Genomic DNA, 25866 nt, shown 5'->3' on the forward strand with positions numbered 1-25866 from the left:
CCGGGGAGAGGGCTAGGGTGAGGGGTAAACGTTCCTCACCCCAGCCCTCTCGGGTAAAAACATTGATAAAGGTTAACACTATGAAAGCATTACATTTTGGCGCAGGTAATATCGGTCGTGGCTTTATCGGCAAACTGCTGGCAGACGCGGGCATTACGCTGACATTCGCCGATGTGAATCAGGTCGTTCTGGATGCCCTGAATGCCCGTCATAGCTACCGGGTACACGTGGTGGGAGAAAACGAGCAGGTTGAAACGGTCTCTGGCGTCAACGCGGTAAGCAGCATTGGTGACGATGTTATCGACCTCATCGCCAGCGTTGATCTGGTGACCACCGCGGTGGGCCCGGTGGTACTTGAGCGCATCGCGCCTGCGGTCGCAAAAGGCCTGGCAAAACGTAAAGCGCAGGGCATTGATACCCCGCTGAACATCATCGCCTGTGAGAACATGGTGCGTGGCACCACACAACTGAAAGGCCACGTTCTGGCCGCCGTTGCGGACGAAGACAAAGCCTGGGTTGAAACGCACGTTGGCTTCGTGGATTCTGCCGTTGATCGTATCGTTCCGCCGTCAGAATCTGCGACTAACGACCCGCTGGAAGTGACGGTGGAAACCTTCAGCGAGTGGATCGTGGACAAAACCCAGTTTAAAGGCGCGCTGCCGACCATTCCAGGCATGGAATTAACTGATAACCTGATGGCATTTGTGGAACGTAAACTCTTCACGCTGAACACGGGTCATGCTATAACCGCGTACCTCGGAAAATTGGCCGGTCATCAGACTATTCGTGATGCGATCCTCGACGAGAAGATCCGCGCGGTGGTAAAAGGGGCAATGGAAGAGAGCGGCGCGGTGCTGATCAAACGCTACGGTTTTGATGCTGATAAACACGCAGCATACATCCAGAAAATTCTCGGTCGTTTTGAAAACCCGTATCTGAAAGATGACGTTGAGCGCGTGGGCCGCCAGCCATTGCGTAAACTGAGCGCGGGCGATCGCCTGATTAAGCCGCTGCTGGGCACGCTGGAATACGGCCTGCCGCACGCCAACCTGGTGAAAGGGATTGCCGCCGCGATGCACTACCGCAGCGAGCAGGATCCACAGGCGCAGGAGCTGGCTCAGTTGATTGATGAAAAAGGCGAGCAGGCTGCGCTGGCGCAGATTTCCGGTCTGGACGCCAACAGCGATGTGGTTGTGGAGGCGGTTAACGCATATAACGCAACCAAATGATGCACAGTGAGGCGCAGGTAATCCTGCGTCCTGATTACAGATTGTCAGATATGCAGGCAATAATGGAACAAACCCAGGCCTTTGAAAATCGTGTGCTTGAGCGTCTGAATGCTGGCAAAACCGTACGAAGTTTCCTGATTACCGCCGTCGAGTTGTTAACCGAGGCGGTGAATATCCTGGTACTTCAGGTGTTTCGCAAAGACGACTACGCGGTAAAATATGCTGTAGAACCGTTACTGGACGGCGACGGACCGCTGGGCGATTTATCCGTGCGTCTGAAGCTGATATATGGTCTTGGCGTGCTGAACCGACAAGAGTATGAAGATGCGGAGCTGTTGATGGCGCTGCGCGAAGAGCTCAATCATGACGGCAATGAGTACACCTTTACCGATGACGAGATCCTCGGCCCCTTCGGCGAGCTGCATTGCGTTACCGCGCTCCCCCCTGCCCCCCATTTTGATAACAGCGACCCGGAACTGTACGCCATGCAAAAGCTGCGTTATCAACAGGTTGTCCGTTCCACGATGGTTCTTTCCCTGACTGAGCTGATTTCCCGAATCAGCTTAAAAAAAGCGTTTCAGAAGTAAGCCTGCTCACATTGGTGTATCCTTCCCTCTAAATTCCCCGTTTTCAGAGTTATTTGTCATGAAAGAAGTCGAAAAGAACGAAATTAAACGCCTGAGCGACCGCCTGGATCTGATCCGCCATCAGATGGCCGGTCTCTCGCTGGTAGACTCCGCCGAGAAGTACGCCGAGCTTGAAAAAGAGACCGCGAAGCTGGAAGCGGAAATCGAGCGTCTGCGTGAAGTAAAAGGCCAGAAGCTGAGCAAAGAAGCGCAGAAGCTAATGAATATGCCGCACCGTCGCGCCATCACCAAAAAAGAGCAGGCCGACATGGGCAAGCTGAAGAAAAGCATCCGGGGTCTGGTGGTGGTCCACCCGATGACCGAGCTTGGCCGCGAGATGGGTCTGAAAGAGATGACGGGGTTTTGTAAGACGGCGTTCTGATCCCGCTTCCCCTGCCGCAACGGCAGGGGAAAACTCAGTTGTAAATCAGGTTAAACGTGGCCATCGCATCCGCTTTTCCCGCCGTCACGCTCTCTTCCGTCTGAATGTAATGCGCATCAAACCAGAAGGTCTGCGTCTGGTTATTTCCAACCTGCCCAAGCGCTGACACCTGCGGGGTGTTCCATGGCACCACCTGCCCCTGAACCGAGCCGGTATTGTCGCCATAAATCAGTTCGATCCCGACGCCGCTGGCGCTGTCCTGCTGCTTCGTTAACGCCAGTGCCCTATCGTTACCCGGCGTGGTATCGCCGAAGAAGCCCATCTTCACCGTCGTGTTGTTTTCACAGGTCACCGGAATGCTGAAGCGCCCGCCCCCGGCGCGGGAGCCTGTGCCGTGAAATTCATTCTGGCTTACGGTTCCCATCGGTACCAGAATGCTGCGGGAGCCAACGGAACAGCTGGTATGCATGACGGTGAAGCTGGCGAGATGGATTTGCACTGGCGTCGCGACGTTAGTCGCGCTGGCTTTGTTTTCTCCCGCCTGCAATACCAGCGATCCGACATTTTGCTCCTGGGAGTTGGCGTTATCGTCAGGCATGGCGCTGGTCGTCGGGATTTTGTAAAACACCATCCAGAACTGCAACTTGTACGTTGAGGCGCTGGCAAAGGCAGGATTTTGTGAGGCGTCGCAAATACGCCGTGACTCGTTGCCGTCTACCGGGCTGGTGCCATCAATATACCGCACGGCATCCGCGCCACAGTAGTGCTGCTCGCGGAACCCGAGCGCGTAGCCGATGCCGTCAATCTGGGTTTTGTAGACGTGCCGCGACGCACCGTCTTCCCCCACCACGGTGCCGACGGGATTATCCAGCTCGACAAATCCGATACTACGCCAGGGGTCACTACCACCATCACAGTTGTAGAAGTCTTGCCCGGTAGACTGTATCGGTGCAGAAACCGGCGTCCAGTCCGCTGTACCGGGAGCATATCCAATGGCGTAGGGCACCTGGACGACCCACTGATCGCGCGTGGTGCGGCAGGGCGAGGCCTGAGCGTGCGCATGAAAACTCAGCATGCCAAAAAGAGAAAGCAGACTGAGATAGAAAACCCATTGAATAAAGTGACGCATGATATTCCTCTAGTGGCACTCAAGAGATAGCGTAGCGATGCCGGGGGCCATATGAGCCGCCCCCAGCTTGAACGGCGCCTGGCACTGACGTTGCTCCCCGTCTTCATACCAGCTTACGCGCAGCGTGCCGCGCTCCGGTACTCCGCTCAGGTAAGCCTGGCCGGCGTCAGCCACCATGCTTCGGTTGGCTGAACGGCGGTTTTGCTCCACCACCTCGGCCTGCGCGCCAAACGGCAATGGCTCGCCGTGGTATCGCAGGGAGAACAGCACGCGATAGCCAATGTGCGTTGCGTAATTGGCCAGCACCACCGCGCCGCTGGTGGGAATGAGCGTCAGCCCGCTCTGCTCAACATCGACGTTTTCACCAAACGTCGCCGTATCAAGATTGACGGTATTCTTACGATAGGCCGAAAGCGCGGGCATGACCGCGTAGCCGCGGCTGTCGGTATGGATGCCGCTGTAGCCCTCCGGCTCGACGTTCGCCGCGCCCGGCACGCGCAGCAGGGCTACGGTATCGCCCAGCGGCTGGCTGAGCGTGACGCCATACCGGGTGGCGATGACGCCCCCGGCGAGGCCGAGACTGGCATTATCGCCGTTTCGGCTGTGATCGTAACCGAGGCTTACGTTGCCGTAGCCGCCGTTGTATTGCAGCGCCAGGCTAGTGCTATCGGCTTGTCCCCCGCTGGCTTTACTCTGCTGAACGCTGTAGTTGAGGTTGCGGTTCGCCAGCGCGCTGCCGTTGAGTGACACCTGCTGCGTGGACATCCCACGGTTGCTTTTATTGATCAAGTAACTGACCGAGCTGTCCGGTAGCCACTTACCGAGCGGAATATTGATATTAAACGACACGGTGCGATCGGGATGTTGCTCACGCGCTGAGTCGGTGTAGTCATACCCTGCTCCCCATGAAATTCCCCGCCAGCTGGTGTACCAGCCAAGGTGTATGGTTTTGTCCTGCCCGGAGGTATGCCAGTAATCCTGCATCCACGCCGAGACGCTGAGGCTGCCGAACTGCCCCAGCGTCTGTGAGAAGGTTATTTGCGAGCGGCTACGGCGATTATTAAGCCGTAGCTGCTGGCTATCAGATTGATTCAGCTCGCTAAACTCATAAAAGTTGCGCGAGGCATAGCGATAGCTCGCCAGGTTGAAGGCGGTGCCGGTGGTATTAAAATCCTTCTGGTACTGAACGCGCCACGCCTGGCCCATTACGCTTTTGCCGTTGGGTAAACGGCTTTTTGCCACCGTATCGTCAATACCCAGCGAGCCGAACGCGCCAAACCCCCTGCCCACGCCAATGGCGCCGGCCTGGTAGTTATTCGCGGTACGAAAGCCGCCGTACACCGTCATACTGGAGAGCAGGCCGTAAAAAAAAGCGCCTTCAACAAAATCCGGCGATCGGGCATCGCTGGAGCCGGAGTGAAAGCGTCCGGCATTGAGGCTGTATTTCAGGCTGCCCTGGCGTCGCATAAACGGCACCGCTGAATAAGGCTGGGTAAATACTCGTTTCGAGCCATCGCTTTCCGTAACGGTCACCTGTAAATCACCGCTCTGCGCGCCGGGGAACAGATCGTTAATGACAAACGGCCCGGCGGCAACCCAGGTTTCATAAATGACATAACCATTCTGCGAAACGGATACCCGGGCATAGCTGTGCGCGACGCCGCGGATTGTCGGCGCGAAGCCGCGCTGGCTGTCGGGTAACATACTCTCGCTGGACGAAAGCTGAACCCCGCGAAACGCCACGCTATCGAACAGATCGCCGGCAGTCCAGGCATCGCCAATCCGCAGCTGGCTGTTCAGGCTGCGAATATCCCTGCTCAGCCAGCTGCTTTGTGACTGAAAACGATCGCCGCCCGCGTTGCTGTAGCTCCAGGCTGACGTATTACGCAGCCGCCACGGTCCCAGGTTTACGCCGTTACGCAGGTTGAGATAGCTTGACGTCGTGTCGCCGTTTTGATGATGGGCCTGTCCCCCCGTGAGGCTGTAATCAACGAATGCCGCCGGTATACCATCATCCCACTGCGACGGTGGCACGTAGCTGCGGCTGCGGTGCGTCATCGCCGCCTGCGGCACGCTGAGAAAGAGACGCTGTTGGCTGAAGTCATAGGAGCTGCGCGCCGCCGGGATAAAATCCGCGAGGCGCGTAAAGGTCTCTCCTTCCTGCAATCGGGAGAATCCCGGAACTGCACTCACGTTCACTCCGAGCGCTTCCAGCAGCGGCACGCTAAAAACGGGTTGCAGGCTGCCGTTCTCATTGACGAAGGCGATCTCCTGATGCCGCTCCTCGCGTCCGTTAACCTCAATCGTTACGAGCCACGTGCCGGGCATCTGCCCGCCCTTTTCGGAGAAATAGTGCAGATCCGCCGTTTTCTGTTCGGCGGAGGAAAGCTCCAGCGCGGCGGGATCGAAATAATCCTCGGCCCATCCTGTGCGGCTGAAGCTGAGCAGCAGCACCGAAAGTGGCGCATAACGAAACAGGCGAGAAGGCATGGTTTAAAGAGGCTGCGACCGGGTCGCGGTAATAGCGCCAAAATCATTAATAGCCGACCAGGTAACGCTGCCGGAGGCTGCCACAGGCCATTCGCGGGTTTCGCCTGGGCCGATCATGCCCGGTTGCTCAATTTTGTGCCCCGAGACGCTGAGGCGATAAAAAGAGACGTAGTACGGCGTCGGGTTGGTGGCCTCAAGCCCTTTCTGCGTCGTTGAGAATCTCACCTTTTGCCAGGCGGTTGCAGCATCGCCTTTCAGGTTTTCAGGGCGGTAGAAGATTTTAAATTTCGATTTAACGTTAACTTGTAATTCGTTGCTGCTCTCTTTTGGCTTTGGCGCAATGGCTTTAATATCGAGCCAAAATACAGATTCACGATCTGTGGGCAGCGGCGCGCCGGTATATTGAATACGCAGCGTGTTGGTCTGATCCGGATCAAGCCTGAAAAGTGGCGGAGTGACGATAAATGGCGCAGCGTTATTTCCCGTTTTCCCATCGCCTTCAACCCATGACTGAATAAGATAGGGCGTTGCACTTTCCATATTAGAAACAGAAAATGCCACCTCCTTGCTATTTTGCGGGTATACGATCCGTGTCCCGCCCATTACAACGCCTGCAGAAACTGACGCAGAACTAACCATTAATGCAGTGAGCATAATATACGATAAACGTTTCATCATTATTATCTCTGGAGGTGGCTGAAAATTGAAATCAGTTATAAACCATCAGAAAGTTGGACACGGCGTTGACATCACCCGCGTTGATTTCCGAACCATCTTTGTCCAGTGCGGCATAGAACGTTAATTCAGCATCGCCATCCTTATCCGGTGCGGTTGTTTTTGAAACCGTACCCGGCTTAATAGCCGTGCTGCGATCGCTGTTATAAAGCTTCACGCCGACGCCCGTCGCCATACCCGTGCCTGGCGTAACTTGCAACAGCGTGTCATCATCCGCATCTTTATTCCCGTCAAACAGCACCGCAACGGATTCAACCGCTGGCGGACAATTCTCCACGTTGATTTTAAACTCACGCGGTGTCGTTTCGACGTGCTCATCGAAGTAGTTTTTCGCCCACGCCCCAAGGTCTACGGTTTTGCTTTTTGACGCAGGAGTGATATCACAGGAAATAAGAGTGATTTTGCCGGTAAAATTTATCACCCCGCCAGTGCTTTGCGTACCTGCACCTGTATCCAGGTTAGTATTGACACCCGAATCGTTGCCTGCCAGTACCGCCTGAGAAGATAACAGTAACCCTGTCGCGGCAATTACCAGCGCCACATTTTTGATTTTCATTAGGAACACTTCCCCCTCTGTAAATTAAACAGATATAGATTTGTTGTACCAGGTACAATAATTGCTATAAGGATTTTAAAACCGTCACCCAAAGGGTTCTAATAGAATTGGTGACACGACCTCACAGAATAAATCAGGGTCCATCCCAGCGTGACAATCCGTTTATTTTCTGCAAACCCTTTCGCTATATCCTACAGTTGAGGAAAAACCGTCAGGCCGCAAATAAAAATGATTAGTTTGTGGTTAAAATTTAATTCAGCATCTTCTGTAACGTTGTATCTGAATAAATAGTAAATCAAATGTCTTTTAACGTCTACGCACTTAAAAGCGCTCAGCAGGCCTGTTTCACATTTCATATTTAACAACCAGATAACATATTTAACGCATTTCCATAGCCCTGATAATTATTAACCACCTCCTAATACCTAAGCTAAATTAATTTACTTTCTCAACTGATCATTGTTTGATCAATTTTTTTAAGAATATTATTAGAGGAAATTATTAGCATTGTGCGAAAAACCTCGTTTTTATACTGATTAGGGGCGCTTATAAAGGATATTTTATCATTGATCAGCAAATGATCGTTTGTAATAAGCTGTTAAATCCTATATGTGAAATTTATCTTAAATGTAATTTTTTGCTAAACATGATATTCCGCATTTTTACCTAAAAAAAATTTTTATTTTTAGGTAAAAAAATCACTTCTTTAACACGCAAGACACCAACCGCAAACCAGAATAAAACATAACCCCCTCTTTAAGTTAACGTAATCGTGGTGTTTTGTTTTATTTACCCCCTTCGCTACGCGCCGCGCCTGCCTGAATGAGACGATTTTGCTCCGGTTCCAGCTCAACCCTGAACATCATGGATTTGGTCCTACCAATAGGTTTTAAAGCTATCCTCCGTTCACATTTTTAATGATTCATGTCACAAATGAATTGCCGAATAGCAACAATTGATTAACCATTCATTGTCATTACCCCTACAACACAATATTGGCAGGACCACTTTTACACAGACTGTGACGCAGAGATGAGCGGAGACTCACCCGCAGCATAGGCTGTCTGGTCCCCAGGAGACCTGCATGAGCCTCTGGCAACAAAACTACGACCCGGCCGGGAATATCTGGCTGTCTAGCCTGATCGCATCGCTGCCGATCCTGTTCTTCTTCTTTGCGCTGATTAAGCTCAAGCTGAAGGGCTACCTCGCCGCGACGTACACCGTCGCCATCGCGCTGCTGGTGGCGCTGTTCTTCTACAAAATGCCGATCGATCGCGCGCTGGCCTCCGTTGTCTACGGTTTCTTCTATGGCCTGTGGCCGATTGCGTGGATCATCATCGCCGCAGTGTTTGTCTATAAAATCTCAGTCAAAACCGGGCAGTTCGACATCATTCGCTCGTCGATTCTCTCCATCACGCCGGACCAGCGCCTGCAGATGCTGATTGTTGGCTTCTCCTTCGGGGCGTTTCTGGAAGGAGCGGCAGGGTTTGGCGCACCGGTGGCAATCACCGCCGCGCTGCTGGTGGGGCTGGGCTTTAACCCGCTCTATGCCGCCGGTCTTTGCCTGATCGTCAACACCGCGCCGGTGGCGTTTGGCGCGATGGGTATTCCGATTCTGGTCGCAGGCCAGGTGACCGGTCTGGACAGCTTCGAAATTGGTCAGATTGTTGGCCGCCAGCTGCCGTTCCTGACCATTATCGTGCTGTTCTGGATCATGGCGATTATGGACGGCTGGCGCGGCGTGAAGGAGACCTGGCCCGCGGTGATGGTGGCGGGTGGTTCGTTCGCTATCGCCCAGTATCTCAGCTCCAACTTCCTTGGTCCGGAACTGCCGGACATTATCTCTTCCCTGGTGTCGCTGGTCTGTCTGACGCTGTTCCTGAAACGCTGGCAGCCGGTACGTATTTTCCGCTTCGCCGATATGGGTGCATCGCATGTGGATCAGACGATCGCCCGCACCGGCTACACCGCCGGGCAGATCGTCCGCGCCTGGTCACCGTTCCTGTTCCTGACCGCCACCGTAACGCTCTGGAGCATCCCGCCGTTTAAGGCCCTGTTTGCCCCGGGCGGTGCGCTGTATGACATGGTGATTAACATCTCCGTGCCGTTCCTCGACAAGATGGTCGCCCGTATGCCGCCGGTGGTGCACGCTGCCACGCCGTACGCCGCGGTGTATAAATTCGACTGGTTCTCCGCCACCGGCACGGCCATCCTGTTTGCCGCACTCCTTTCTGTGGTGTGGTTGCGCATGAAGCCGGCCGCCGCGGTACAGACCTTTGCGGCGACCATTAAAGAATTGATGCTGCCGATCTACTCCATCGGCATGGTGCTGGCGTTCGCGTTTATCTCGAACTACTCCGGCCTGTCATCAACGCTGGCACTCGCGCTGGCCCATACCGGCCACGCCTTCACCTTCTTCTCGCCGTTCCTCGGCTGGCTGGGGGTGTTCCTGACCGGTTCAGATACCTCGTCTAACGCCCTGTTCGCCGCCCTGCAGGCGACGGCGGCTCAGCAGATTGGCGTCTCTGACGTGCTGCTGGTGGCCGCGAATACTACCGGCGGCGTGACCGGGAAGATGATCTCTCCCCAGTCCATCGCCATTGCCTGTGCGGCAGTAGGGCTGGTGGGTAAAGAGTCCGACCTGTTCCGTTTTACCGTGAAACACAGCCTGATATTCACCTGCATGGTCGGGGTGATCACCACCCTGCAGGCCTATGTCTTAACCTGGATGATCCCATGATAGTTATGCCCAGACGCCTGTCCGACGAGATTGCCTCTCGCGTGCGGGCGCTGATTGAAGAACAACAGCTTGAAGCTGGTATGAAATTGCCCGCCGAACGTCAACTCGCCGCCCAGCTTGGCGTGTCGCGCAATTCCCTGCGTGAAGCGCTGGCGACGCTGGTCAGCGAAGGGGTACTGGTAAGCCGTCGCGGCGGCGGCACCTTTGTGCGCTGGCAACATGACGACTGGTCCGAGCAAAACATCGTCCAGCCGCTCAAAACCCTGATGGAGAACGACCCGGACTACAGCTTCGACATCCTCGAAGCCCGTCACGCCATCGAAACCAGTACCGCCTGGCATGCGGCCATGCGGGCAACCGATGCCGATAAAGAGAAGCTCAAAGCCTGCTTTGAGGCCACGCAAAGCAGCGACCCGGATATCGCTTCGCAGGCGGACGTGCGCTTTCACCTGGCGATTGCCGAGGCGTCGCACAACGTGGTGCTGCTTCAGACTATGCGTGGTTTTTTCGACCTGCTGCAATCCTCCGTGAAGCAGAGCCGCCAGCGCATGTATCTGGTCCCACCGATCTTTGCCCAACTGACCGAACAGCACGAGGCGGTGCTGAACGCCATTCTGACAGGTGATGCCGAGGCCGCACGCAAGGCGATGATGGCGCATCTGGGCTTCGTCCACACCACCATTAAACGATTTGATGAAGATCAGGCCCGACAGGCGCGTATTACCCGTCTGCCTGGCGACAGTGATATATCCAGGGAGAACAAAGCATGATTATTTCAGCAGCCAGTGACTACCGCGCCGCGGCGCAGCGTATTTTGCCGCCGTTCCTGTTCCACTATATCGACGGCGGGGCCTATGCCGAATATACCCTGCGCCGTAACGTGGAAGATCTGTCGGAGGTGGCTCTGCGTCAGCGCGTGCTGAAGAATATGTCGGATCTGAGCCTTGAGACGAAACTGTTTAACGAAACGCTCGCCATGCCGGTAGCGCTCGCCCCGGTCGGGCTGTGTGGTATGTACGCCCGTCGCGGTGAAGTGCAGGCCGCTGCCGCGGCGGATGCCAAAGGCATTCCGTTTACCCTTTCCACCGTCTCGGTCTGCCCGATTGAAGAGGTCGCCCCGACCCTCAAGCGCCCGATGTGGTTCCAGCTGTACGTCCTGCGCGATCGCGGCTTTATGCGTAACGCGCTGGAGCGCGCCAAAGCGGCGGGCTGTTCCACACTGGTCTTTACCGTTGATATGCCCACCCCCGGCGCGCGCTACCGTGATGCCCACTCCGGCATGAGCGGCCCGAACGCTGCCCTGCGTCGTTACTGGCAGGCGGTAACACATCCGCAGTGGGCGTGGGATGTGGGCCTGAATGGCCGTCCACACGATCTGGGTAACATCTCGGCTTATCTCGGTAAACCTACCGGGCTGGAAGATTATATCGGCTGGCTGGCGAACAATTTCGATCCGTCCATTTCCTGGAAAGACCTGGAGTGGATCCGCGAATTCTGGGACGGTCCAATGGTGATCAAAGGGATCCTCGACCCGGACGACGCCCGCGACGCGGTGCGTTTTGGCGCAGACGGGATAGTGGTCTCGAACCACGGCGGACGTCAGCTCGATGGCGTCCTTTCATCCGCACGCGCCCTTCCGGCGATTGCCGATGCGGTTAAAGGCGACATCGCTATCCTCGCCGACAGCGGTATTCGTAACGGGCTGGATGTGGTACGTATGATTGCGCTCGGCGCCGACAGCGTACTGCTGGGACGCGCTTATCTTTACGCGCTGGCCACCAGCGGCCAGGCAGGGGTAGCAAACCTGCTCAACCTGATTGAGAAAGAGATGAAGGTTGCTATGACTCTCACCGGGGCGAAAACAATCGGCGAGATCAGCAAGGATTCTCTGGTGCAGGAGCTGAGCAAGATCCCTGCGGCACTGGCACCGCTTACCCACGGAGACGCGGCCTGATCCCCTCCGCTTAACCTACCTTACTCACGCGCCCGATCTCCTCCATCGGGCGCGTTTTTGTGTCGCAAATAACATCCAGATAACATATTAGATAAGAATATTTGACATCCCCTGCCACACGCAATTGTATAGACAAGCAAAGACAAGAACACAAAAACAACATCACATCAGAGAGGAGCGTATGGCCTATTCAGGTAAGGTGGATATTCAGCAGGTGATCGACGACAGTTCCTTTTCATGGTTTCACTGGCTACTCATTGTGCTGGGCTTTCTGGTGCTGGCGGTCGATGGGTTCGATACGGCGGCAATGGGCTACATCGCCCCGACGCTGTCGGCAGAATGGGGGATCCACAAACAGGATCTGGGGCCGGTACTGAGTGCCGCGCTGCTGGGACTGTCGCTGGGTGCGCTGATCGCAGGCCCGGTATCGGACCGGATGGGCCGCAAGCGCGTGCTGGTCTTTTCGTGTTTATTCTTTGGTGTTGCAAGCCTGGGCGCCGCCTGGGCACAAACCCTGAACACCCTGACGCTGTGGCGATTTCTCACGGGCCTGGGACTGGGTGCAGCAATGCCTAACGCCATCACGCTGATCTCGGAGTTTGCCCCTAAGCGCTGTCGCGCCATGGCGATCAATACCATGTACTGCGGTTTTCCTCTGGGCGCGGCGGGCGGCGGGGCAATATCCTCCTGGCTGATTCCTCATCACGGCTGGCGAAGCGTACTGCTGACCGGCGCAATTGCCCCGCTGCTCCTGACGCTGCTGCTGGCGCTGCTTTTGCCGGAGTCGGTGAAGTTTCTGGTACAGCGTGGAAGAGACGTGATGGAGATCCGCCGTATCGCCAGCCGCTTCGCCCGCGGCACGCTGGATGGCGTGACCGGCTTTTTCCTGGCGGAGGAGCGGGTCGCGTCTAAGAAAGGGAGCGTGGCACAGCTGTTTTCTATGCCCTGGCTGCCCGGCACCCTGATGCTGTGGGTGACTTATTTTATGGGGCTGGTGATTTATTACGTTCTGCTGAGCTGGATGCCGACGCTGATGCAGGGGATGGGTTATCCGCTGGCGGAATCTGCCTGGCTCACCTCGCTGTTCACCTTCGGCGGTACCGCAGGCATTCTTCTCGCCGGGTGGATGATGGACCGCTGGGAGGCGCACAAGGTGGTGGCAGGCGGGTTTATTCTGACCATGGCGCTCATCCTGTTGCTCGGCATGGAGCATAATCACATCGCCCTGTTTGGCGGGCTGATCTTCCTGATGGGGATCGCCATGAACGGCGCGCAATCAGGAATGCAAACCCTGGCCGCCACCTTTTACCCTACCGAGTGCCGTGCGACGGGTATCGCATGGATGCAGGGAATTGGCCGTTTTGGTGGCGTGGCGGGTACCATGACCAGCGCGCAGCTTCTCTCCATGCAGTGGCAAGCAGACAGTATATTGATGATCCTCAGCCTGCCCGCGCTGGTGGCTGCGGGAGCCACCGTCTATAAAATGCTGCGCTGCCGCCCACAGGAACCCGGCGTCGCGTAGTGCCCGTCATTTCTGCTATGCTGCCCCCGCAATTAAGGGGGCAGCATGCTTAACATCGTTTTATTCGAACCAGAAATTCCGCCTAATACCGGCAACATTATCCGCCTGTGCGCCAACACCGGGTTTCGCCTGCATATTATCGAGCCGATGGGCTTTACGTGGGATGACAAACGCCTGCGCCGCGCGGGGCTGGATTATCACGAATTTACCGCCGTGGTTCGCCATCATGATTACGCCGCGTTTCTGGAAAGCGAAAAGCCAGAGCGCATGTTTGCCCTGACGACCAAAGGCACGCCCGCGCATAGCGCCGCGAGCTATCAGGCCGGTGACTATCTGATGTTTGGCCCGGAAACCCGCGGCCTGCCGGCCACGATTCTGGACGCCCTGCCCGCTGAGCAGAAAATCCGTATTCCGATGATGCCGGACAGCCGCAGCATGAACCTGTCGAACGCGGTGTCCGTGGTGGTGTATGAAGCCTGGCGCCAGCTGGGGTATCCGGGCGCCATTCTCAGAAGTTAAATGCCGTCACCATACTCAAACGTATGGTGAATGCCGTTGAAGTGCTGATCCATATCCATGGACGGTTTATCACTGTCTGGCTTACCGACGATGCGCGCCGGTACGCCAGCGGCGGTGGTGTGCGGCGGCACGGGCTGCAGCACCACAGAGCCCGCGCCGATTTTCGCGCCGCGGCCCACTTCGATATTGCCGAGGATTTTGGCACCCGCGCCAATCATTACCCCTTCACGAATTTTCGGATGGCGATCGCCGCTGGTTTTGCCGGTACCGCCCAGGGTAACCGACTGCAGGATCGACACGTCATCTTCAATGACCGCCGTCTCACCGACAACAATCCCGGTGGCATGGTCGAGCATGATCCCCCGGCCAATTTTGGCCGCCGGGTGAATATCAACCTGGAAGGTCACAGAAACCTGGTTTTGCAGGAAAATAGCCAGCGCGCGGCGGCCTTCCTTCCATAACCAGTGACCGATGCGGTACGCCTGTAAGGCATGGAAACCCTTCAGGTACAGCAGCGGCGTAGAATATTTGTCAACCGCCGGGTCACGCGTGCGCACGGCCTGAATATCACAGGCGGCAGAGGCAATCATTTCCGGGTCTGCGGCGTAAGCCTCTTCCACCACTTCACGAATGGCGATGGCGGGCATGATTGAAGACGCCAGCTTGTTGGCGAGCATATAGCTCAGGGCACTACCGAGATTTTCGTGCTTGAGTAACGTTGCATGGTAGAAACTGGCCAGCATCGGCTCACAGTCGGCCAACGCCCGGGCTTCGGCTTTAATATTATTCCAGACGATATCCAGTTCTTCACACGGCATTGCTTACTCCAGACGATAGTATAATGACCAGCCAGTTCTGCGCTGGCTGGGTCATTCAGGTGACAATGGTTCCGACTAGTTACTGCTGCGCTCGTCCTTGCGCGCACGACCTAATAAGGTCAATGCTGCCTCGCGCGCATTTTTTCCGCAATACAATACCTGATAAATTTCCTCGGTTATTGGCATTTCGACACCAAAACGGTGCGCCAATTCGCGGACTTCTTTGGTATTGCGGTAGCCTTCAACCACCTGACCAATCTTCTCCTGCGCGCCTTTTACATCCATGCCCTGACCGAGCATCATGCCAAAGCGGCGGTTACGGGACTGATTGTCGGTACAGGTCAGCACCAGATCGCCTAAACCCGCCATCCCCATAAAGGTGGCCGGATCGGCACCCAGTGCCGCCCCGAGACGGGACATCTCGGTTAACCCACGGGTGATCAGCGCAGTACGTGCATTGGCGCCAAAGCCGATGCCATCGGACATCCCTGCGCCTATTGCGATCACGTTCTTCACCGCGCCGCCCAGTTGCACGCCGATAAAATCGGGGTTGCTGTAGACGCGGAAACTCTTGCCGCAGTGCAGCAGGTGCTGAAGATCGTCCGCAAAGACAGGATCCGTGGAGGCCAGCGAGATCGCCGTCGGCAGGCCTGCGGCCAGCTCTTTGGCAAAGGTTGGACCGGAGATAACCGCCAGCGGGATCTCCTCGCCCAGCACTTCGCGGGCAACGTCCTGCAGAAGACGACCGGTTTCGGCTTCCAGCCCTTTCGTCGCCCACACAATGCGTGCATCCGGGCGCATCAGCGGCTTGATCTGTTGTAGCACGTCGCCAAACACATGGCTCGGCACCACAATCAGAATATTGCGGCTGGCCGCCAGCGCGGTCGCAAGGTCGCTTTCCAGGTGCAGGGAGTCAGGGAACGGAACGTCAGGAAGGAACGCCACGTTGCAGCGGTCGTGCTGCAGCGTTGCGATGTGTTTTGGGTCGTGGCCCCACAGGACCACCTCGTGACCATTTCTTGCCAGCGTGATGGCAAGAGCGGTGCCGTAAGAGCCGGCACCGATCACAGTCATTGACGCATTAACAGTGCTCATCAGGCATCCTGATGTTGTTCAGCACCTTCGCCAGCCTGCTGCTGCAGATAGTTCATGAACAGCGCATCAAAGTTAACTGGCGCAAGGTTCAGTTGCGGGAATGTACCGCGAGAAACCAGGCTGGTGATGCATTCACGCGCATACGGGAACAGGATGTTCGGGCAGTATGCACCCAGGCAATGCGCCATCTGGTTGCCTTCAATACCGCCGATGGAAAAGATACCGCCCTGCTGTACTTCACACAGGAATGCAGTTTCTTCGCCCAGAGAGGCGGTTACGGTCACACGCAGTACGACTTCATACACGTCATCAGCCAGCTGGGTTGATGCGGTATCCAGATCAAGTTTAACCTCTGGCTGCCAATCTTTCTGGAAAACGTGTGGCGCATTTGGCGCTTCGAAAGAGACATCCTTGGTGTAGATACGCTGGATCTGGAAAGTCATTTCGGTGTTGTTTTGTTCTGACATGGAAAAACCCTTTTTAATTGTCCTAAAGTCTCTTAGCTCAGCAGGGGATCGAGTCCACCACGGGCGTCGAGCGCATACAAGTCATCACAGCCGCCAATGTGCTGCGCATCAATAAAAATCTGCGGAACCGTCGTGCGACCACTACGTTGAATCATCTCTTCGCGTTTAATCGCGTCACCATCGATCGGCAGTTCCTGGAACGTTACGCCTTTGCTGTTCAGCAGCGCTTTCGCACGGTGACAGAACGGGCAGGTCGCTTTGGTGTAGATCTCGATATTGGCCATCACTGAACTCCTTATTTACCGCGCACCAAAGGAAGGTTTTCTCCGCTCCAGCCGGAAATGCCTTCTTTCAGCACAGATACGTTTTCGAAGCCTGCTTTATGCAGCAGGCTGGCAGATTCCTGCGCCTGCATGCCGGTACCGTCAACAACGATAATCGGCTGGGCTTTATGCTTCTCAAGCTCGCCCACGTTGTTCGCTTTGATTTCAGCTGGCAGCAGGTTAATAGCGCCTGCAATGTGCCCTTTGCGGAAATCGTCACGCTGACGCAGATCGACCACGACGGCATCTTCTTTGTTAATCAGACGCGTCGCTTCACCACGGGTGATAACCTTAATCTTAGACGTCAGGCCCTTAAATGTGGTGAACAGCACAGCGGCCAGCAGGCCAATCCACGCGATGCTCAGAACCGGATGGCGGCTAACGAATTGCATAATTTCTTGCATGGAGGGTAACTACTCCCGACTTAGTGATAAAAAAAACCAGGACAGGAGTATACCTGTGCGTTGTGGCAAATACAGCCAGCGACCCTAAGCTAATCCATTTTCTGCGGCATGCCACCTAAAAAAATGCCTCAAAATGGTCGGAGAAGCATCTTGCCCCTGCCCTTTCTTTGATCTTCTGCGGCTATTTGATCGATTCAGCTGTAGTAAAATTACGCAAATTTTGACTCTTGAGCATGAGGTTGTCGCAATGTCGGTTTCTAAAAAACCTATGGTACTGGTGATTCTGGATGGCTATGGCTACCGTGAAGACCAACAGGATAACGCCATTTTCAACGCTAAAACCCCGGTTATGGATGCGCTGTGGGCGAAACGTCCCCACACCCTGATTGATGCATCCGGCCTGGAAGTGGGTCTGCCGGACCGTCAGATGGGTAACTCTGAAGTGGGTCACGTCAACCTGGGCGCCGGGCGTATCGTCTATCAGGATCTGACGCGTCTGGATGTTGAAATCAAAGAACGTACCTTCTTCGCCAACCCTGTGCTGTGTGATGCGGTGGATAAAGCCGTTGCCGCAGGCAAAGCCGTTCATATCATGGGTCTGCTCTCTGCCGGCGGCGTTCATAGCCATGAAGATCACATTATGGCGATGGTTGAACTGGCCGCTGAGCGCGGTGCGGAAAAAATCTACCTGCACGCGTTCCTGGATGGCCGCGATACGCCACCGCGCAGCGCTAAAGGTTCGCTCAAAGCCTTCGAAGAGAAATTTGCCGCCCTGGGCAAAGGCCGCGTGGCATCTATCATTGGCCGCTACTACGCCATGGATCGTGATAATCGCTGGGATCGTGTGGAACAGGCCTATGATCTGATGACGCTGGCTAAAGGTGAGTTCCAGTTCGCGACTGCCGTTGAAGGCCTTGAAGCCGCGTATGCACGCGATGAAAACGACGAATTCGTGAAAGCGACCGTTATTCGCGCAGAAGGCCAGGCTGATGCCGCCATGGAAGATGGCGACGCGCTGATCTTCATGAACTTCCGTGCTGACCGTGCGCGTGAAATCACCCGTGCATTCGTCAACAGCGATTTCGACGGTTTTACCCGTAAGAAAGCGGTGAATATCAACTTCATCCAGCTGACCGAGTACGCCGCTGACATCAACGCCCCATGCGCTTACCCACCGGCTTCACTGGCCAATACCTTCGGTGAGTGGATGGCGAAAAACGATAAGACGCAGTTGCGTATCTCCGAAACCGAGAAATATGCCCACGTCACCTTCTTCTTCAACGGCGGTGTTGAAGAGCCGTTCAAAGGCGAAGATCGCATTCTGATTAATTCACCAAAAGTCGCTACCTATGACCTGCAGCCAGAGATGAGCTCTGCGGAACTGACCGAAAAACTGGTTGCGGCAATCGTTAGCGGCAAATACGACACCATCATCTGTAACTACCCGAACGGTGACATGGTGGGTCATACCGGGGTGATGGAAGCGGCGATTAAAGCGGTTGAAGCGCTGGACCACTGCGTTGAGCAGGTTGCCAAAGCCGTTGAATCCGTTGGCGGCCAACTGTTGATTACCGCTGACCACGGTAACGCAGAACAGATGCGCGACCCGGCAACAGGCCAGGCGCATACGGCCCACACCAACCTGCCGGTTCCGCTGATTTATGTAGGTGATAAAGCCCTGAAAGCAGTAGAAGGCGGCAAGCTTTCTGACATCGCGCCAACCATGTTGTCGCTGATGGGTATGCCGATCCCTGAAGAGATGACTGGTAAGCCGCTGTTCATCGTGGAATAATCGCTCCCCATGAGGGGAAAGGCGATTTTTTCAATCACATGGGTCGTGAAGCCGCTTAGGTTATCAGTCAGACCTCTGTTTTACGCCAGCGCACTCAGCGCTGGCGTATTGCTGTGCGCCGCATCCGCCCACGCGGATGATCGCGACCAGCTGAAATCCATTCAGGCTGATATCGCCGCCAAAGAGCGTGCGGTACGTCAGCAACAACAGCAACGCGCGTCGCTGCTTGCTCAGCTTAAGCAGCAGGAAGAGGCGATCTCCGCCGCCGCACGCAAGCTCCGCGAAACACAAAACACCCTTTCCCAGTTGAATAAACAGATCGACGAAATGAACGCGTCGATTGCCAAACTGGAACGTCAGCGCGATGCGCAGGAACGTAACCTTGCGGCGCAACTTGATGCCGCATTCCGCCAGGGTGAACACACCGGCCTTCAGTTGATCCTCAGCGGCGAAGAGAGCCAGCGCGGGCAGCGCCTGCAGGCTTACTTTGGCTATCTGAACCAGGCGCGCCAGGAGACTATCGCGCAGCTGAAACAGACGCGCGAAGAGGTCACCACGCAAAAAGCCGAACTGGAAGAGAAGCAGAGCCAGCAGCAGACGCTGCTCTACGAACAGCAGGCCCAGCAGGCGAAGCTCGAACAGGCCCGCAACGAGCGTAAGAAAACCCTTTCCGGCCTCGAGTCCTCCATTCAGGCGGGTCAGAGCCAGCTGAGCGAAATGCGCGCCAACGAATCGAAGCTGCGTAACAGCATCGCCCGTGCGGAAGCGGCAGCAAAAGCGCGCGCCGAAAAAGAGGCGCGCGAGGCGCAGGCCGTGCGCGATAAGCAGCAGGAAGCCTCCCGTAAAGGCACGACCTATAAACCAAGCGAAAGCGAACGCTCGCTGATGTCACGAACCGGTGGCCTGGGCTCCCCTCGTGGTCAGGCTTACTGGCCCGTTCGCGGTTCAATTCTGCATCGTTATGGCGAACAGCTGCAGGGTGAACTACGTTGGAAAGGGATAGTTATCGGTGCGTCTGAAGGTAGCGAAGTGAAAGCCATCGCCGATGGCCGCGTGATCCTGGCCGACTGGCTGCAGGGTTACGGGCTTGTGGTGGTGGTTGAGCACGGTAAAGGCGACATGAGCCTCTACGGCTACAACCAGAGCGCACTGGTCAGCGTTGGCACTCAGGTGCGCGCGGGTCAACCCATCGCCCTTGTGGGCAGTAGTGGCGGTCAGGGCCGCCCGTCACTCTATTTCGAAATTCGTCGCCAGGGTCAGGCGGTCAATCCACAGCCGTGGTTGGGAAGATAAGTTTTGCTTCAATTTCGTCGAATTGTTCTCTCCGTCGCCAGCGCACTGGCGCTGGCTGCACCGGTATACGCCGGTAAACTCGCCATTGTGATTGATGACTTCGGTTATCGTCCTCACTACGAAAATCAGGTGCTGGCGATGCCGGCGGCCATTTCTGTCGCCGTCCTCCCCAATGCGCCACACGCACGTGAGATGGCGACCAAGGCCCATAACAGCGGCCATCAGGTTTTGATCCATCTGCCGATGGCCCCCATCAGCAAACAACCGCTGGAAAAAGATACCCTGCGCCCGGAGATGAGCAGCGATGAGATCGATCGCATCATCCGCGACGCATACAATAAAGTGCCGTATGCCGTGGGGTTAAACAACCATATGGGTAGCGCGATGACATCCAGCCTGTACGGGATGCTCAAAGTGATGCAGGCGCTGGAGCGTTACAACCTCTATTTCCTCGACAGCATGACCATCGGCAACAGTCAGGCGATGCGTGCCGCGCAGGGAACAGGTGTGAAGGTGATCAAGCGCAAGGTGTTCCTTGACGATACGCAGAACGAAGCAGACATTCGCATGCAGTTTAATCGCGCCGTACAGCTGGCCCGCCGCAATGGCTCGGCGATTGCCATTGGCCACCCTCACCCGTCTACCGTTCGCGTCCTGCAGCAAATGCTGCCAACCTTGCCTTCGGATATCACGCTGGTGCGTCCGAGCGATCTTCTGAACGAACCACAGGTTGATACGTCGACGCCAAATCAGGGGAAACCCGCGTCGTCTGAACCGCGAAGTCCGTTCCGCGGTGTGAAACGATGTGTACCGAAACATCCCCCTGAACCGGTTTATGCGACCCGGTTCTTCTCTGTGATTGGTGAAAGCGTGAGCCAGAGTACGCTGGTGCAATATTTTCAACATCAGTGGCAGGGCTGGGGTAAAAAAGCCTGATCGGCTAACGCTTATTCTGTAATATGAGAGTCCGTTTGCTCTTTTGTAACGGGCTCTTTTCTTTCCTGATATTGATACCAGGCTTTGAAATACTTCAAAAAACTGTACGCAGTGGCATACAACCCTGTTGCTACACCCACTCTGCCCTGACGCCAGGCACCACTAAACAGATACCATTTGAAAAAGGCGCCGATGGCACTGATAACACCTCGGCCAATAGAGGGGCGTATCGTCTGGTATTGCACCAGTCGGGTTGTATAACCATTTAATTTGTTAAAAAGTTCATGCAGTGTATGAAACGTATCATGTCTGACGTAACCGGGAATACGTTCAGAATGGAGAAAACCTTCGACCTGATCGTCTACGGGTCTGTTATTAAAACGTGCCTGCTTCCGGTTAAAAAGCCGTACCGGGTAATCAGGAGAAGAGACCGGATATATCGTTCGGACTTTTTCGCCCAAAACAAACCAGTGACGGCATATTCTCCACGCCATCCCCGGTTCGGGTTCGCCATCCGTTTTTAATTTTAAAATAGTATTCACCGTGTCTGGATCGAGAATTTCATCACTATCGATGCACAGGACCCAGTCGTTGCTCGCTAATGACACGGCGTAGTTCATCTGCTCACCATGCCAGCCATATTTTTTGAATACGGGCGACAACCCATAACTCTGACAAATATATACTGTATTATCCGTACTTCCGGAATCCACAATGATGACTTCATCCGCTATTATTAAAAGAGGCGGTATAACGTCGTGCAACAATCTCTCGGAGTTAAATGTTAATAAGCAGACCGTTATTTTAAACATTTCTCACTCTCTCAATAACAGCATACGTTGTTTCGTTAATACTATCTAAATGAGAAGAGGCGATTAAAGTCTTAAATCACACTTTTAAAATAATATGTTTGATAATTTATCTTATAGAAAAAATTCTAAAATAGAAAAATCTATTTTATTTCAACAGATTCTTTATAATACGGTTAGATGAAGAGTAGCACACGGATGCAGTCATGCCGCAAAAACGTAAAATTCTCCTCCTGGACACGGGTAAAGAGTGGGGTGGAGGTACCAACAGTATGCTTGAGCTCCTGAAGCGAATTAATCGCGACAAATTCGACATTACCTGTTGTTTTTACAGCGATTACTCTCGAGCTGAAGGTCAAACAATAGGCCAGGTGCTGAACAGTATTGGGATCCCGCTGATCGTCATCCCTCAACGTAAGCAACCGGCATGGGCAAAATTGCTGAAAGAAGCAGGACGTGGTGTGCTGTTTTTCTCGCGCAATGCACGTAAAGCGTTTACGCGACATGTCGATACCCTGTGGCGTATCAGACCTAATGTCAGCAAAATCGAAACCCTTTTTAAGCAAGGTGGTTTCGATACGCTCTATATGAATAACCAACCTGGCTCGAACGAGGAAGGTTATCTCGTGGCGGCAAAACTGCAGGTGCGGTTAATTCAGCACTGCCGTATTGAACCCGTTCTGACCCCACCGCTGGTGAAACTGGTCAACGCCCATGCCACAAAAATCATCGCGGTCTCGCAGGGTGTTGAGCAGGTATTGCTGCAGCATGGTATCCGGCCCGAACTTTGTACGACCGTTAACAATGCCATCGACATCCACCAGCCTTTACCGGATCGCGTCGCGATGCGACACCGCCTGGGTATCGATAACGATACCTTTGTGTTTGGCAGTATTGGCTCATTGATCCCACGTAAAGCTAACCACCATACGCTTGAAGCGCTGGCGAAGTTCAGTCAGAAGCACCCTGAAGCTAAGTGGAAAATGGTGCTGGTTGGTGAAGGTGCCGAGCGCAATGCATTATCCGTACAGGCCAATAAGCTGGGTATTGCAGACAATGTGATCTTCACTGGTTTTCAGAATACCCCTTTCGATTACCTCGCCACGTTTGACGCGTTTATTCTCGCCTCAAAAAGTGAAGGACTTCCTCGCGTAATGCTGGAAGCGATGCTGCTTACTATTCCCGTTATTGGATCTCAGGTGACCGGCACCGCTGAGCTCATTGATCATGAGTCGACCGGGTTGCTGTTCCCCTGGAGTGATGTTTCACAGCTGGCACAGCATTTGGACAATATCTGGACGGATGCAGATCTGCGAGCTCGACTTGCCGCGGCTGCATACCAAAACGTCTGTCATACCTATGCCATTGAAAAATATGTCAGCGGTGTCGAAGCCGTGCTTGGCGCGCAATAATCAAACGAGATAAATATGTTTAAATTTCTTAACGCTCGCTATCGTCATATCACCGGGCGGCACAATATTCCTTACAAGGCCCTCCCTGTCACGAAAGAGCATATAGCGGTAGATTCCATCGTGATCCCGTGCACCGGAGCGGATTTTGTTGAAGAGGCTTTGCTCTCTGCCACTTTTGCAGAACGTTACGCCACCGATGTCAGTGAAATCGTCATTGTCAGCGATCAACCGGAATCTGCTTTCGGTCAGCTCCCGCCAAAAACCCGCGTAGTGACGCTCTCGCTTCCGATTCGTGAAGAAGATTATCGCTATAAGCAAATCTATCTCAGCCGTCTGGTGAAGCTGAACGCGCCGTTACAGGCGCGTGGCGAAGGCATTCTGATGATTGATTCTGACTTAAACCTGCTGAAGATGCCTGAGATTAAGATGGAAGATATGCACATCTACTCAAGCTTCCGTCAGGGTAAAATGATTGCCAAACTGGACGGTGCGCCAGTGCAAAAGGTCCCCGCATATTATAAAGAGACGGTGCGACCCTATTTGGTTGACCACGTCAACGGTGCCTTCCTGGCCGCGACCAAAAAAACATGGCGACGAATTTGTCCGCTGTGGCTGACGCTCTTCCAGGATACCTGGGAGCTGATGGATGACACGCAGCCGCCTACCGATCAGCTGCCGCTCGCTGCGTTGCTGGACATGTTAGATATAAAAACCGTTAACCTGGGTGACTGGATGAACTGGCCGGTATCCAAGAAAATCGGCGGACAGGAAGCCGTTGTGCCGAAAGAAGTGATTGGCGCGCACGGTGGTTTCCCTCTTTCCGAATGGCAGAAGTATCTTGCTTCAGCAGATAGCAAGCTGCTGTTCAAAGGGCAGGACTACACCCGAAAAGTGCGGTACCTTACGGATGAAGAGAAAAAGAACCAGTAACTAAAGGGGCCACAGGCCCCTTTTTATTGCTTTGCGTTCCGGTTATTGACAGAGGATACAACCAATATCATTCATTTAACGCGTCCGGATTAATGTAACTTGCTCCAGTAATAGGTCTTGCCTGTAGTATCCAGTACTGAGACATTCTTATCATAACCGGCAAGCCAGGATTGTACTGACTGGACAGGTTGGCCCTGGCGATGGATCCCCAACCACAGTTCAGCAAGCGTGTTCACATCATCAGCAGACCAGACAGTATTATAGTCACCGGTGTATTGCTTATCTTGATCAACCTGTTGCCCATACCAGATAAACACAGGGATATGCAGAGCCTCTCGGGGCGGATGCACATTCCCATGAGAGTAAACGACAGCGCGCTGCGGATCACGAATCAAACCATGATCGGAAAAATACATGACCGAAGAACGCGAATTTTCCAGCATGCTAAACATCTTGCCCATCAATGTGTCTGTATACCGCACAGAGTTGTCATAACAGTCATCAGCCTCATTATCACCCTGTAAAACCGCCTGGTTTGCCGGAAAGCGCGTACAGGAAGGTTCATGACTGCCATAGAAATGCAAGACGATCACTTTTTTGCCTGGGGCTTTTAATGCATTCTGCAGCAAAGGCAGCAGATCTTCATCGTAACCGCCTTCGAGCCATTCATGCTGTTTCGTATTCATGGCAATTCCGGTGATGACGTTGTTATGCGCCCCACCTTTACCCTGATGACTAAACCAATAAGTGTCATAGCCCGCTTTATTGGCAATATTTATAACATTATCACCATAATTTTTCGGATCGCGAATATTCACTTTATCAGCGGTCATGGCCAACGGTACGGCCATAATCGTGACCGGTGCTGGCGCTACAGCGTTACGGAACAGTAAAAGTTGCGATTTCTGTTTTTCCAGCTCTGGCGTTGTATCTCGTTGATAACCATAGATCCCCATATTCGCCGCTCGCTCAGACTCACCGATGACCAGCACATAGTTCTCAATACCGGTATCCGAAAACGTGAGCCTGTAATCGGGAATATTGTTACCGATATTGGCAATGACTGCGTTATCTTCCATAGCCTGCATAAATACTTTTGCCGTACTGACTGGCGTCGCCTGAACCACGCGCTGCGCCAGACTTTCGACGCTACTTTTCCGTAGCTGATGCTGTAAAGCCTGACCATAGAAAGCCAACAACGTTATACCAAGCACAATGGCAGGCCAGCGACGAAAACGTGGTGCAACAGGCCATGCGCCCATATTTGCGGTGTAAATAAAAAAAGCAGAGAGTGTGATAAAAATAATACATTCGCGCCAGTACAGGCTGAGCATTGAACTTGCTTCATCCGGTGTGGCGTGAATTATGCTCATTGCAAACCCATAACTGAATGCGGAATCGAAATTTCTCCATGCGTATAGCTGGAGAGAAATATCTGCCGCAACTGGAATGAGAAGTACAATCGCCAGCACATTGCGAATTAATTTATTGTCTATACACTTCAGCATCAACAACATCAACAGGAAAACAAATGTTCTGTTAATGACTAAATTATATCGGGTGTGTAAAATATTTATAGTAATAAATATTAAAAGAGAAATGACCAGATTTAAAAAAGAAGTAAACCGTGAAGTTGTATCAACTAACTTCAGCGAAAGGTGTGTAGACATAATATTTTGACGAGCCTGACAGTGTCTTCCTGACG

Annotated in this window: 24 protein-coding genes; 13 read left to right on the forward strand and 11 right to left on the reverse strand. The window is 54.1% G+C overall.

What is annotated here, in order from left to right; translation table 11 throughout:
* The first annotated feature begins 80 nt into the window (after positions 1-80).
* Genes mtlD through ACTJJI_RS16375 form a run of 3 tightly spaced genes read left to right on the forward strand, consistent with a single transcriptional unit; the run spans position 81 to position 2237 of the window.
* Positions 81-1229 carry a mannitol-1-phosphate 5-dehydrogenase gene (mtlD, locus tag ACTJJI_RS16365; protein ID WP_440654831.1) on the forward strand — a complete coding sequence of 383 codons (1149 nt, stop codon included), beginning with the start codon at positions 81-83 and terminating at the stop codon, positions 1227-1229.
* Positions 1226-1816 carry a mannitol operon repressor MtlR gene (mtlR, locus tag ACTJJI_RS16370; protein ID WP_013094931.1) on the forward strand — a complete coding sequence of 197 codons (591 nt, stop codon included), beginning with the start codon at positions 1226-1228 and terminating at the stop codon, positions 1814-1816. Before mtlD ends, mtlR begins: the two co-directional genes overlap by 4 nt.
* A 58-nt stretch (positions 1817-1874) precedes the next feature.
* A complete protein-coding gene (locus tag ACTJJI_RS16375; RefSeq protein WP_248063556.1) occupies positions 1875-2237 on the forward strand; it encodes a YibL family ribosome-associated protein in 363 nt (120 codons plus the stop codon).
* Between the two features lie 34 nt (positions 2238-2271).
* Here ACTJJI_RS16375 and ACTJJI_RS16380 read toward each other — a convergent pair whose 3' ends face one another.
* From ACTJJI_RS16380 to ACTJJI_RS16395, 4 genes are read right to left on the reverse strand one after another with little or no spacing between them, the layout of a single operon-like run.
* Positions 2272-3366 (reverse strand): fimbrial protein, encoded by a 1095-nt coding sequence (locus ACTJJI_RS16380; protein ID WP_440654834.1) that lies wholly within the window; start codon positions 3364-3366, stop codon positions 2272-2274.
* Between the two features lie 9 nt (positions 3367-3375).
* Positions 3376-5856 carry a fimbria/pilus outer membrane usher protein gene (locus tag ACTJJI_RS16385; protein WP_440654836.1) on the reverse strand — a complete coding sequence of 827 codons (2481 nt, stop codon included), beginning with the start codon at positions 5854-5856 and terminating at the stop codon, positions 3376-3378.
* Between the two features lie 3 nt (positions 5857-5859).
* Positions 5860-6534 carry a fimbrial biogenesis chaperone gene (locus tag ACTJJI_RS16390; RefSeq protein WP_440654838.1) on the reverse strand — a complete coding sequence of 225 codons (675 nt, stop codon included), beginning with the start codon at positions 6532-6534 and terminating at the stop codon, positions 5860-5862.
* Between the two features lie 31 nt (positions 6535-6565).
* Positions 6566-7147, reverse strand: a complete 582-nt coding sequence (locus ACTJJI_RS16395) for a fimbrial protein (protein WP_440654840.1) — start codon at positions 7145-7147, stop codon at positions 6566-6568.
* A gap of 1084 nt (positions 7148-8231) precedes the next feature.
* Between ACTJJI_RS16395 and lldP the strand changes: the two genes are divergently transcribed.
* The 5 genes from lldP (at position 8232) to trmL (ending at position 13882) form a co-directional block, all read left to right on the forward strand.
* Entirely contained in the window at positions 8232-9887 is a 1656-nt protein-coding gene (gene lldP / locus ACTJJI_RS16400) for an L-lactate permease (RefSeq protein ID WP_440654842.1), read from the forward strand.
* The gene (lldR, locus tag ACTJJI_RS16405; protein WP_440654844.1) at positions 9884-10657 is read left to right on the forward strand and encodes a transcriptional regulator LldR; all 774 of its coding nucleotides are present in this window, start codon (positions 9884-9886) and stop codon (positions 10655-10657) included. The genes lldP and lldR overlap by 4 nt, the downstream gene beginning before the upstream one ends.
* The gene (gene lldD, locus ACTJJI_RS16410; protein WP_014830174.1) at positions 10654-11841 is read left to right on the forward strand and encodes an FMN-dependent L-lactate dehydrogenase LldD; all 1188 of its coding nucleotides are present in this window, start codon (positions 10654-10656) and stop codon (positions 11839-11841) included. The genes lldR and lldD overlap by 4 nt, the downstream gene beginning before the upstream one ends.
* A gap of 181 nt (positions 11842-12022) precedes the next feature.
* Positions 12023-13363: an MFS transporter gene (locus ACTJJI_RS16415; protein ID WP_440654846.1), complete on the forward strand. Its 1341-nt coding sequence runs from the start codon at positions 12023-12025 to the stop codon at positions 13361-13363.
* Between the two features lie 45 nt (positions 13364-13408).
* On the forward strand, positions 13409-13882 hold the full coding sequence (trmL, locus tag ACTJJI_RS16420; protein WP_440654848.1) for a tRNA (uridine(34)/cytosine(34)/5-carboxymethylaminomethyluridine(34)-2'-O)-methyltransferase TrmL: 474 nt from the start codon (positions 13409-13411) through the stop codon (positions 13880-13882).
* Here the strand turns inward: trmL and cysE are convergent.
* The 5 genes from cysE to ACTJJI_RS16445 form a co-directional block, all read right to left on the reverse strand.
* Complete coding sequence (cysE, locus tag ACTJJI_RS16425; protein WP_013094922.1) at positions 13879-14700, reverse strand: serine O-acetyltransferase; 822 nt, start codon at positions 14698-14700, stop codon at positions 13879-13881. The two genes, trmL and cysE, sit on opposite strands and share 4 nt — an antisense overlap.
* 75 nt (positions 14701-14775) lie before the next feature.
* Entirely contained in the window at positions 14776-15795 is a 1020-nt protein-coding gene (gene gpsA, locus ACTJJI_RS16430) for an NAD(P)H-dependent glycerol-3-phosphate dehydrogenase (protein ID WP_047360581.1), read from the reverse strand.
* Positions 15795-16262, reverse strand: coding sequence for a protein-export chaperone SecB (secB, locus tag ACTJJI_RS16435; RefSeq protein ID WP_003860835.1), 468 nt, complete (start codon positions 16260-16262; stop codon positions 15795-15797). The genes gpsA and secB overlap by 1 nt, the downstream gene beginning before the upstream one ends.
* A 32-nt stretch (positions 16263-16294) precedes the next feature.
* Positions 16295-16546, reverse strand: coding sequence for a glutaredoxin 3 (grxC, locus tag ACTJJI_RS16440; RefSeq protein WP_010426371.1), 252 nt, complete (start codon positions 16544-16546; stop codon positions 16295-16297).
* 11 nt (positions 16547-16557) lie between these two features.
* Complete coding sequence (locus ACTJJI_RS16445) at positions 16558-16989, reverse strand: rhodanese-like domain-containing protein (RefSeq protein WP_013094920.1); 432 nt, start codon at positions 16987-16989, stop codon at positions 16558-16560.
* Between the two features lie 247 nt (positions 16990-17236).
* Between ACTJJI_RS16445 and gpmM the strand changes: the two genes are divergently transcribed.
* From gpmM to ACTJJI_RS16460, 3 genes are read left to right on the forward strand one after another with little or no spacing between them, the layout of a single operon-like run.
* Positions 17237-18781, forward strand: coding sequence for a 2,3-bisphosphoglycerate-independent phosphoglycerate mutase (gene gpmM, locus ACTJJI_RS16450; protein WP_203461748.1), 1545 nt, complete (start codon positions 17237-17239; stop codon positions 18779-18781).
* 33 nt (positions 18782-18814) lie between these two features.
* A complete protein-coding gene (gene envC, locus ACTJJI_RS16455) occupies positions 18815-20074 on the forward strand; it encodes a murein hydrolase activator EnvC (protein WP_028028031.1) in 1260 nt (419 codons plus the stop codon).
* Positions 20075-20077: 3 nt separating this feature from the next.
* The gene (locus tag ACTJJI_RS16460) at positions 20078-21010 is read left to right on the forward strand and encodes a divergent polysaccharide deacetylase family protein (protein WP_050859962.1); all 933 of its coding nucleotides are present in this window, start codon (positions 20078-20080) and stop codon (positions 21008-21010) included.
* Positions 21011-21021: 11 nt separating this feature from the next.
* On the opposite strand, the gene ACTJJI_RS16465 is transcribed toward ACTJJI_RS16460, so the two are convergent.
* The gene (locus ACTJJI_RS16465; protein ID WP_050859963.1) at positions 21022-21822 is read right to left on the reverse strand and encodes a glycosyltransferase family 2 protein; all 801 of its coding nucleotides are present in this window, start codon (positions 21820-21822) and stop codon (positions 21022-21024) included.
* A gap of 203 nt (positions 21823-22025) precedes the next feature.
* Between ACTJJI_RS16465 and ACTJJI_RS16470 the strand changes: the two genes are divergently transcribed.
* Complete coding sequence (locus tag ACTJJI_RS16470) at positions 22026-23231, forward strand: glycosyltransferase (RefSeq protein WP_440654854.1); 1206 nt, start codon at positions 22026-22028, stop codon at positions 23229-23231.
* Between the two features lie 15 nt (positions 23232-23246).
* A complete protein-coding gene (locus ACTJJI_RS16475) occupies positions 23247-24161 on the forward strand; it encodes a hypothetical protein (protein WP_050859965.1) in 915 nt (304 codons plus the stop codon).
* Between the two features lie 89 nt (positions 24162-24250).
* Here the strand turns inward: ACTJJI_RS16475 and ACTJJI_RS16480 are convergent, their stop codons facing one another.
* Positions 24251-25831 (reverse strand): phosphoethanolamine transferase, encoded by a 1581-nt coding sequence (locus tag ACTJJI_RS16480; RefSeq protein WP_440654856.1) that lies wholly within the window; start codon positions 25829-25831, stop codon positions 24251-24253.
* Positions 25832-25866 lie beyond the last annotated feature (35 nt).

The organism is Enterobacter sp. 22466 (assembly GCF_052044775.1).
Lineage (GTDB): Bacteria > Pseudomonadota > Gammaproteobacteria > Enterobacterales > Enterobacteriaceae > Enterobacter > Enterobacter dissolvens.

What these genes read in the sequence shown, in the direction of transcription:
- lldR (WP_440654844.1), top strand. Translation starts at nt 9,884, where the DNA reads ATGATAGTTATGCCCAGACGCCTGTCCGACGAGATTGCCTCTCGCGTG.
- lldP (WP_440654842.1), top strand. Translation starts at nt 8,232, where the DNA reads ATGAGCCTCTGGCAACAAAACTACGACCCGGCCGGGAATATCTGGCTG.
- lldD (WP_014830174.1), top strand. Translation starts at nt 10,654, where the DNA reads ATGATTATTTCAGCAGCCAGTGACTACCGCGCCGCGGCGCAGCGTATT.
- gpsA (WP_047360581.1), bottom strand. Translation starts at nt 15,795, where the DNA reads ATGAGCACTGTTAATGCGTCAATGACTGTGATCGGTGCCGGCTCTTAC.
- gpmM (WP_203461748.1), top strand. Translation starts at nt 17,237, where the DNA reads ATGTCGGTTTCTAAAAAACCTATGGTACTGGTGATTCTGGATGGCTAT.
- ACTJJI_RS16415 (WP_440654846.1), top strand. Translation starts at nt 12,023, where the DNA reads ATGGCCTATTCAGGTAAGGTGGATATTCAGCAGGTGATCGACGACAGT.
- ACTJJI_RS16445 (WP_013094920.1), bottom strand. Translation starts at nt 16,989, where the DNA reads ATGCAAGAAATTATGCAATTCGTTAGCCGCCATCCGGTTCTGAGCATC.
- ACTJJI_RS16480 (WP_440654856.1), bottom strand. Translation starts at nt 25,831, where the DNA reads ATGTCTACACACCTTTCGCTGAAGTTAGTTGATACAACTTCACGGTTT.
- ACTJJI_RS16475 (WP_050859965.1), top strand. Translation starts at nt 23,247, where the DNA reads ATGTTTAAATTTCTTAACGCTCGCTATCGTCATATCACCGGGCGGCAC.
- cysE (WP_013094922.1), bottom strand. Translation starts at nt 14,700, where the DNA reads ATGCCGTGTGAAGAACTGGATATCGTCTGGAATAATATTAAAGCCGAA.
- ACTJJI_RS16380 (WP_440654834.1), bottom strand. Translation starts at nt 3,366, where the DNA reads ATGCGTCACTTTATTCAATGGGTTTTCTATCTCAGTCTGCTTTCTCTT.
- ACTJJI_RS16465 (WP_050859963.1), bottom strand. Translation starts at nt 21,822, where the DNA reads ATGTTTAAAATAACGGTCTGCTTATTAACATTTAACTCCGAGAGATTG.
- trmL (WP_440654848.1), top strand. Translation starts at nt 13,409, where the DNA reads ATGCTTAACATCGTTTTATTCGAACCAGAAATTCCGCCTAATACCGGC.
- grxC (WP_010426371.1), bottom strand. Translation starts at nt 16,546, where the DNA reads ATGGCCAATATCGAGATCTACACCAAAGCGACCTGCCCGTTCTGTCAC.
- ACTJJI_RS16390 (WP_440654838.1), bottom strand. Translation starts at nt 6,534, where the DNA reads ATGATGAAACGTTTATCGTATATTATGCTCACTGCATTAATGGTTAGT.
- ACTJJI_RS16470 (WP_440654854.1), top strand. Translation starts at nt 22,026, where the DNA reads ATGCCGCAAAAACGTAAAATTCTCCTCCTGGACACGGGTAAAGAGTGG.
- secB (WP_003860835.1), bottom strand. Translation starts at nt 16,262, where the DNA reads ATGTCAGAACAAAACAACACCGAAATGACTTTCCAGATCCAGCGTATC.
- mtlD (WP_440654831.1), top strand. Translation starts at nt 81, where the DNA reads ATGAAAGCATTACATTTTGGCGCAGGTAATATCGGTCGTGGCTTTATC.
- ACTJJI_RS16375 (WP_248063556.1), top strand. Translation starts at nt 1,875, where the DNA reads ATGAAAGAAGTCGAAAAGAACGAAATTAAACGCCTGAGCGACCGCCTG.
- ACTJJI_RS16395 (WP_440654840.1), bottom strand. Translation starts at nt 7,147, where the DNA reads ATGAAAATCAAAAATGTGGCGCTGGTAATTGCCGCGACAGGGTTACTG.
- ACTJJI_RS16385 (WP_440654836.1), bottom strand. Translation starts at nt 5,856, where the DNA reads ATGCCTTCTCGCCTGTTTCGTTATGCGCCACTTTCGGTGCTGCTGCTC.
- mtlR (WP_013094931.1), top strand. Translation starts at nt 1,226, where the DNA reads ATGATGCACAGTGAGGCGCAGGTAATCCTGCGTCCTGATTACAGATTG.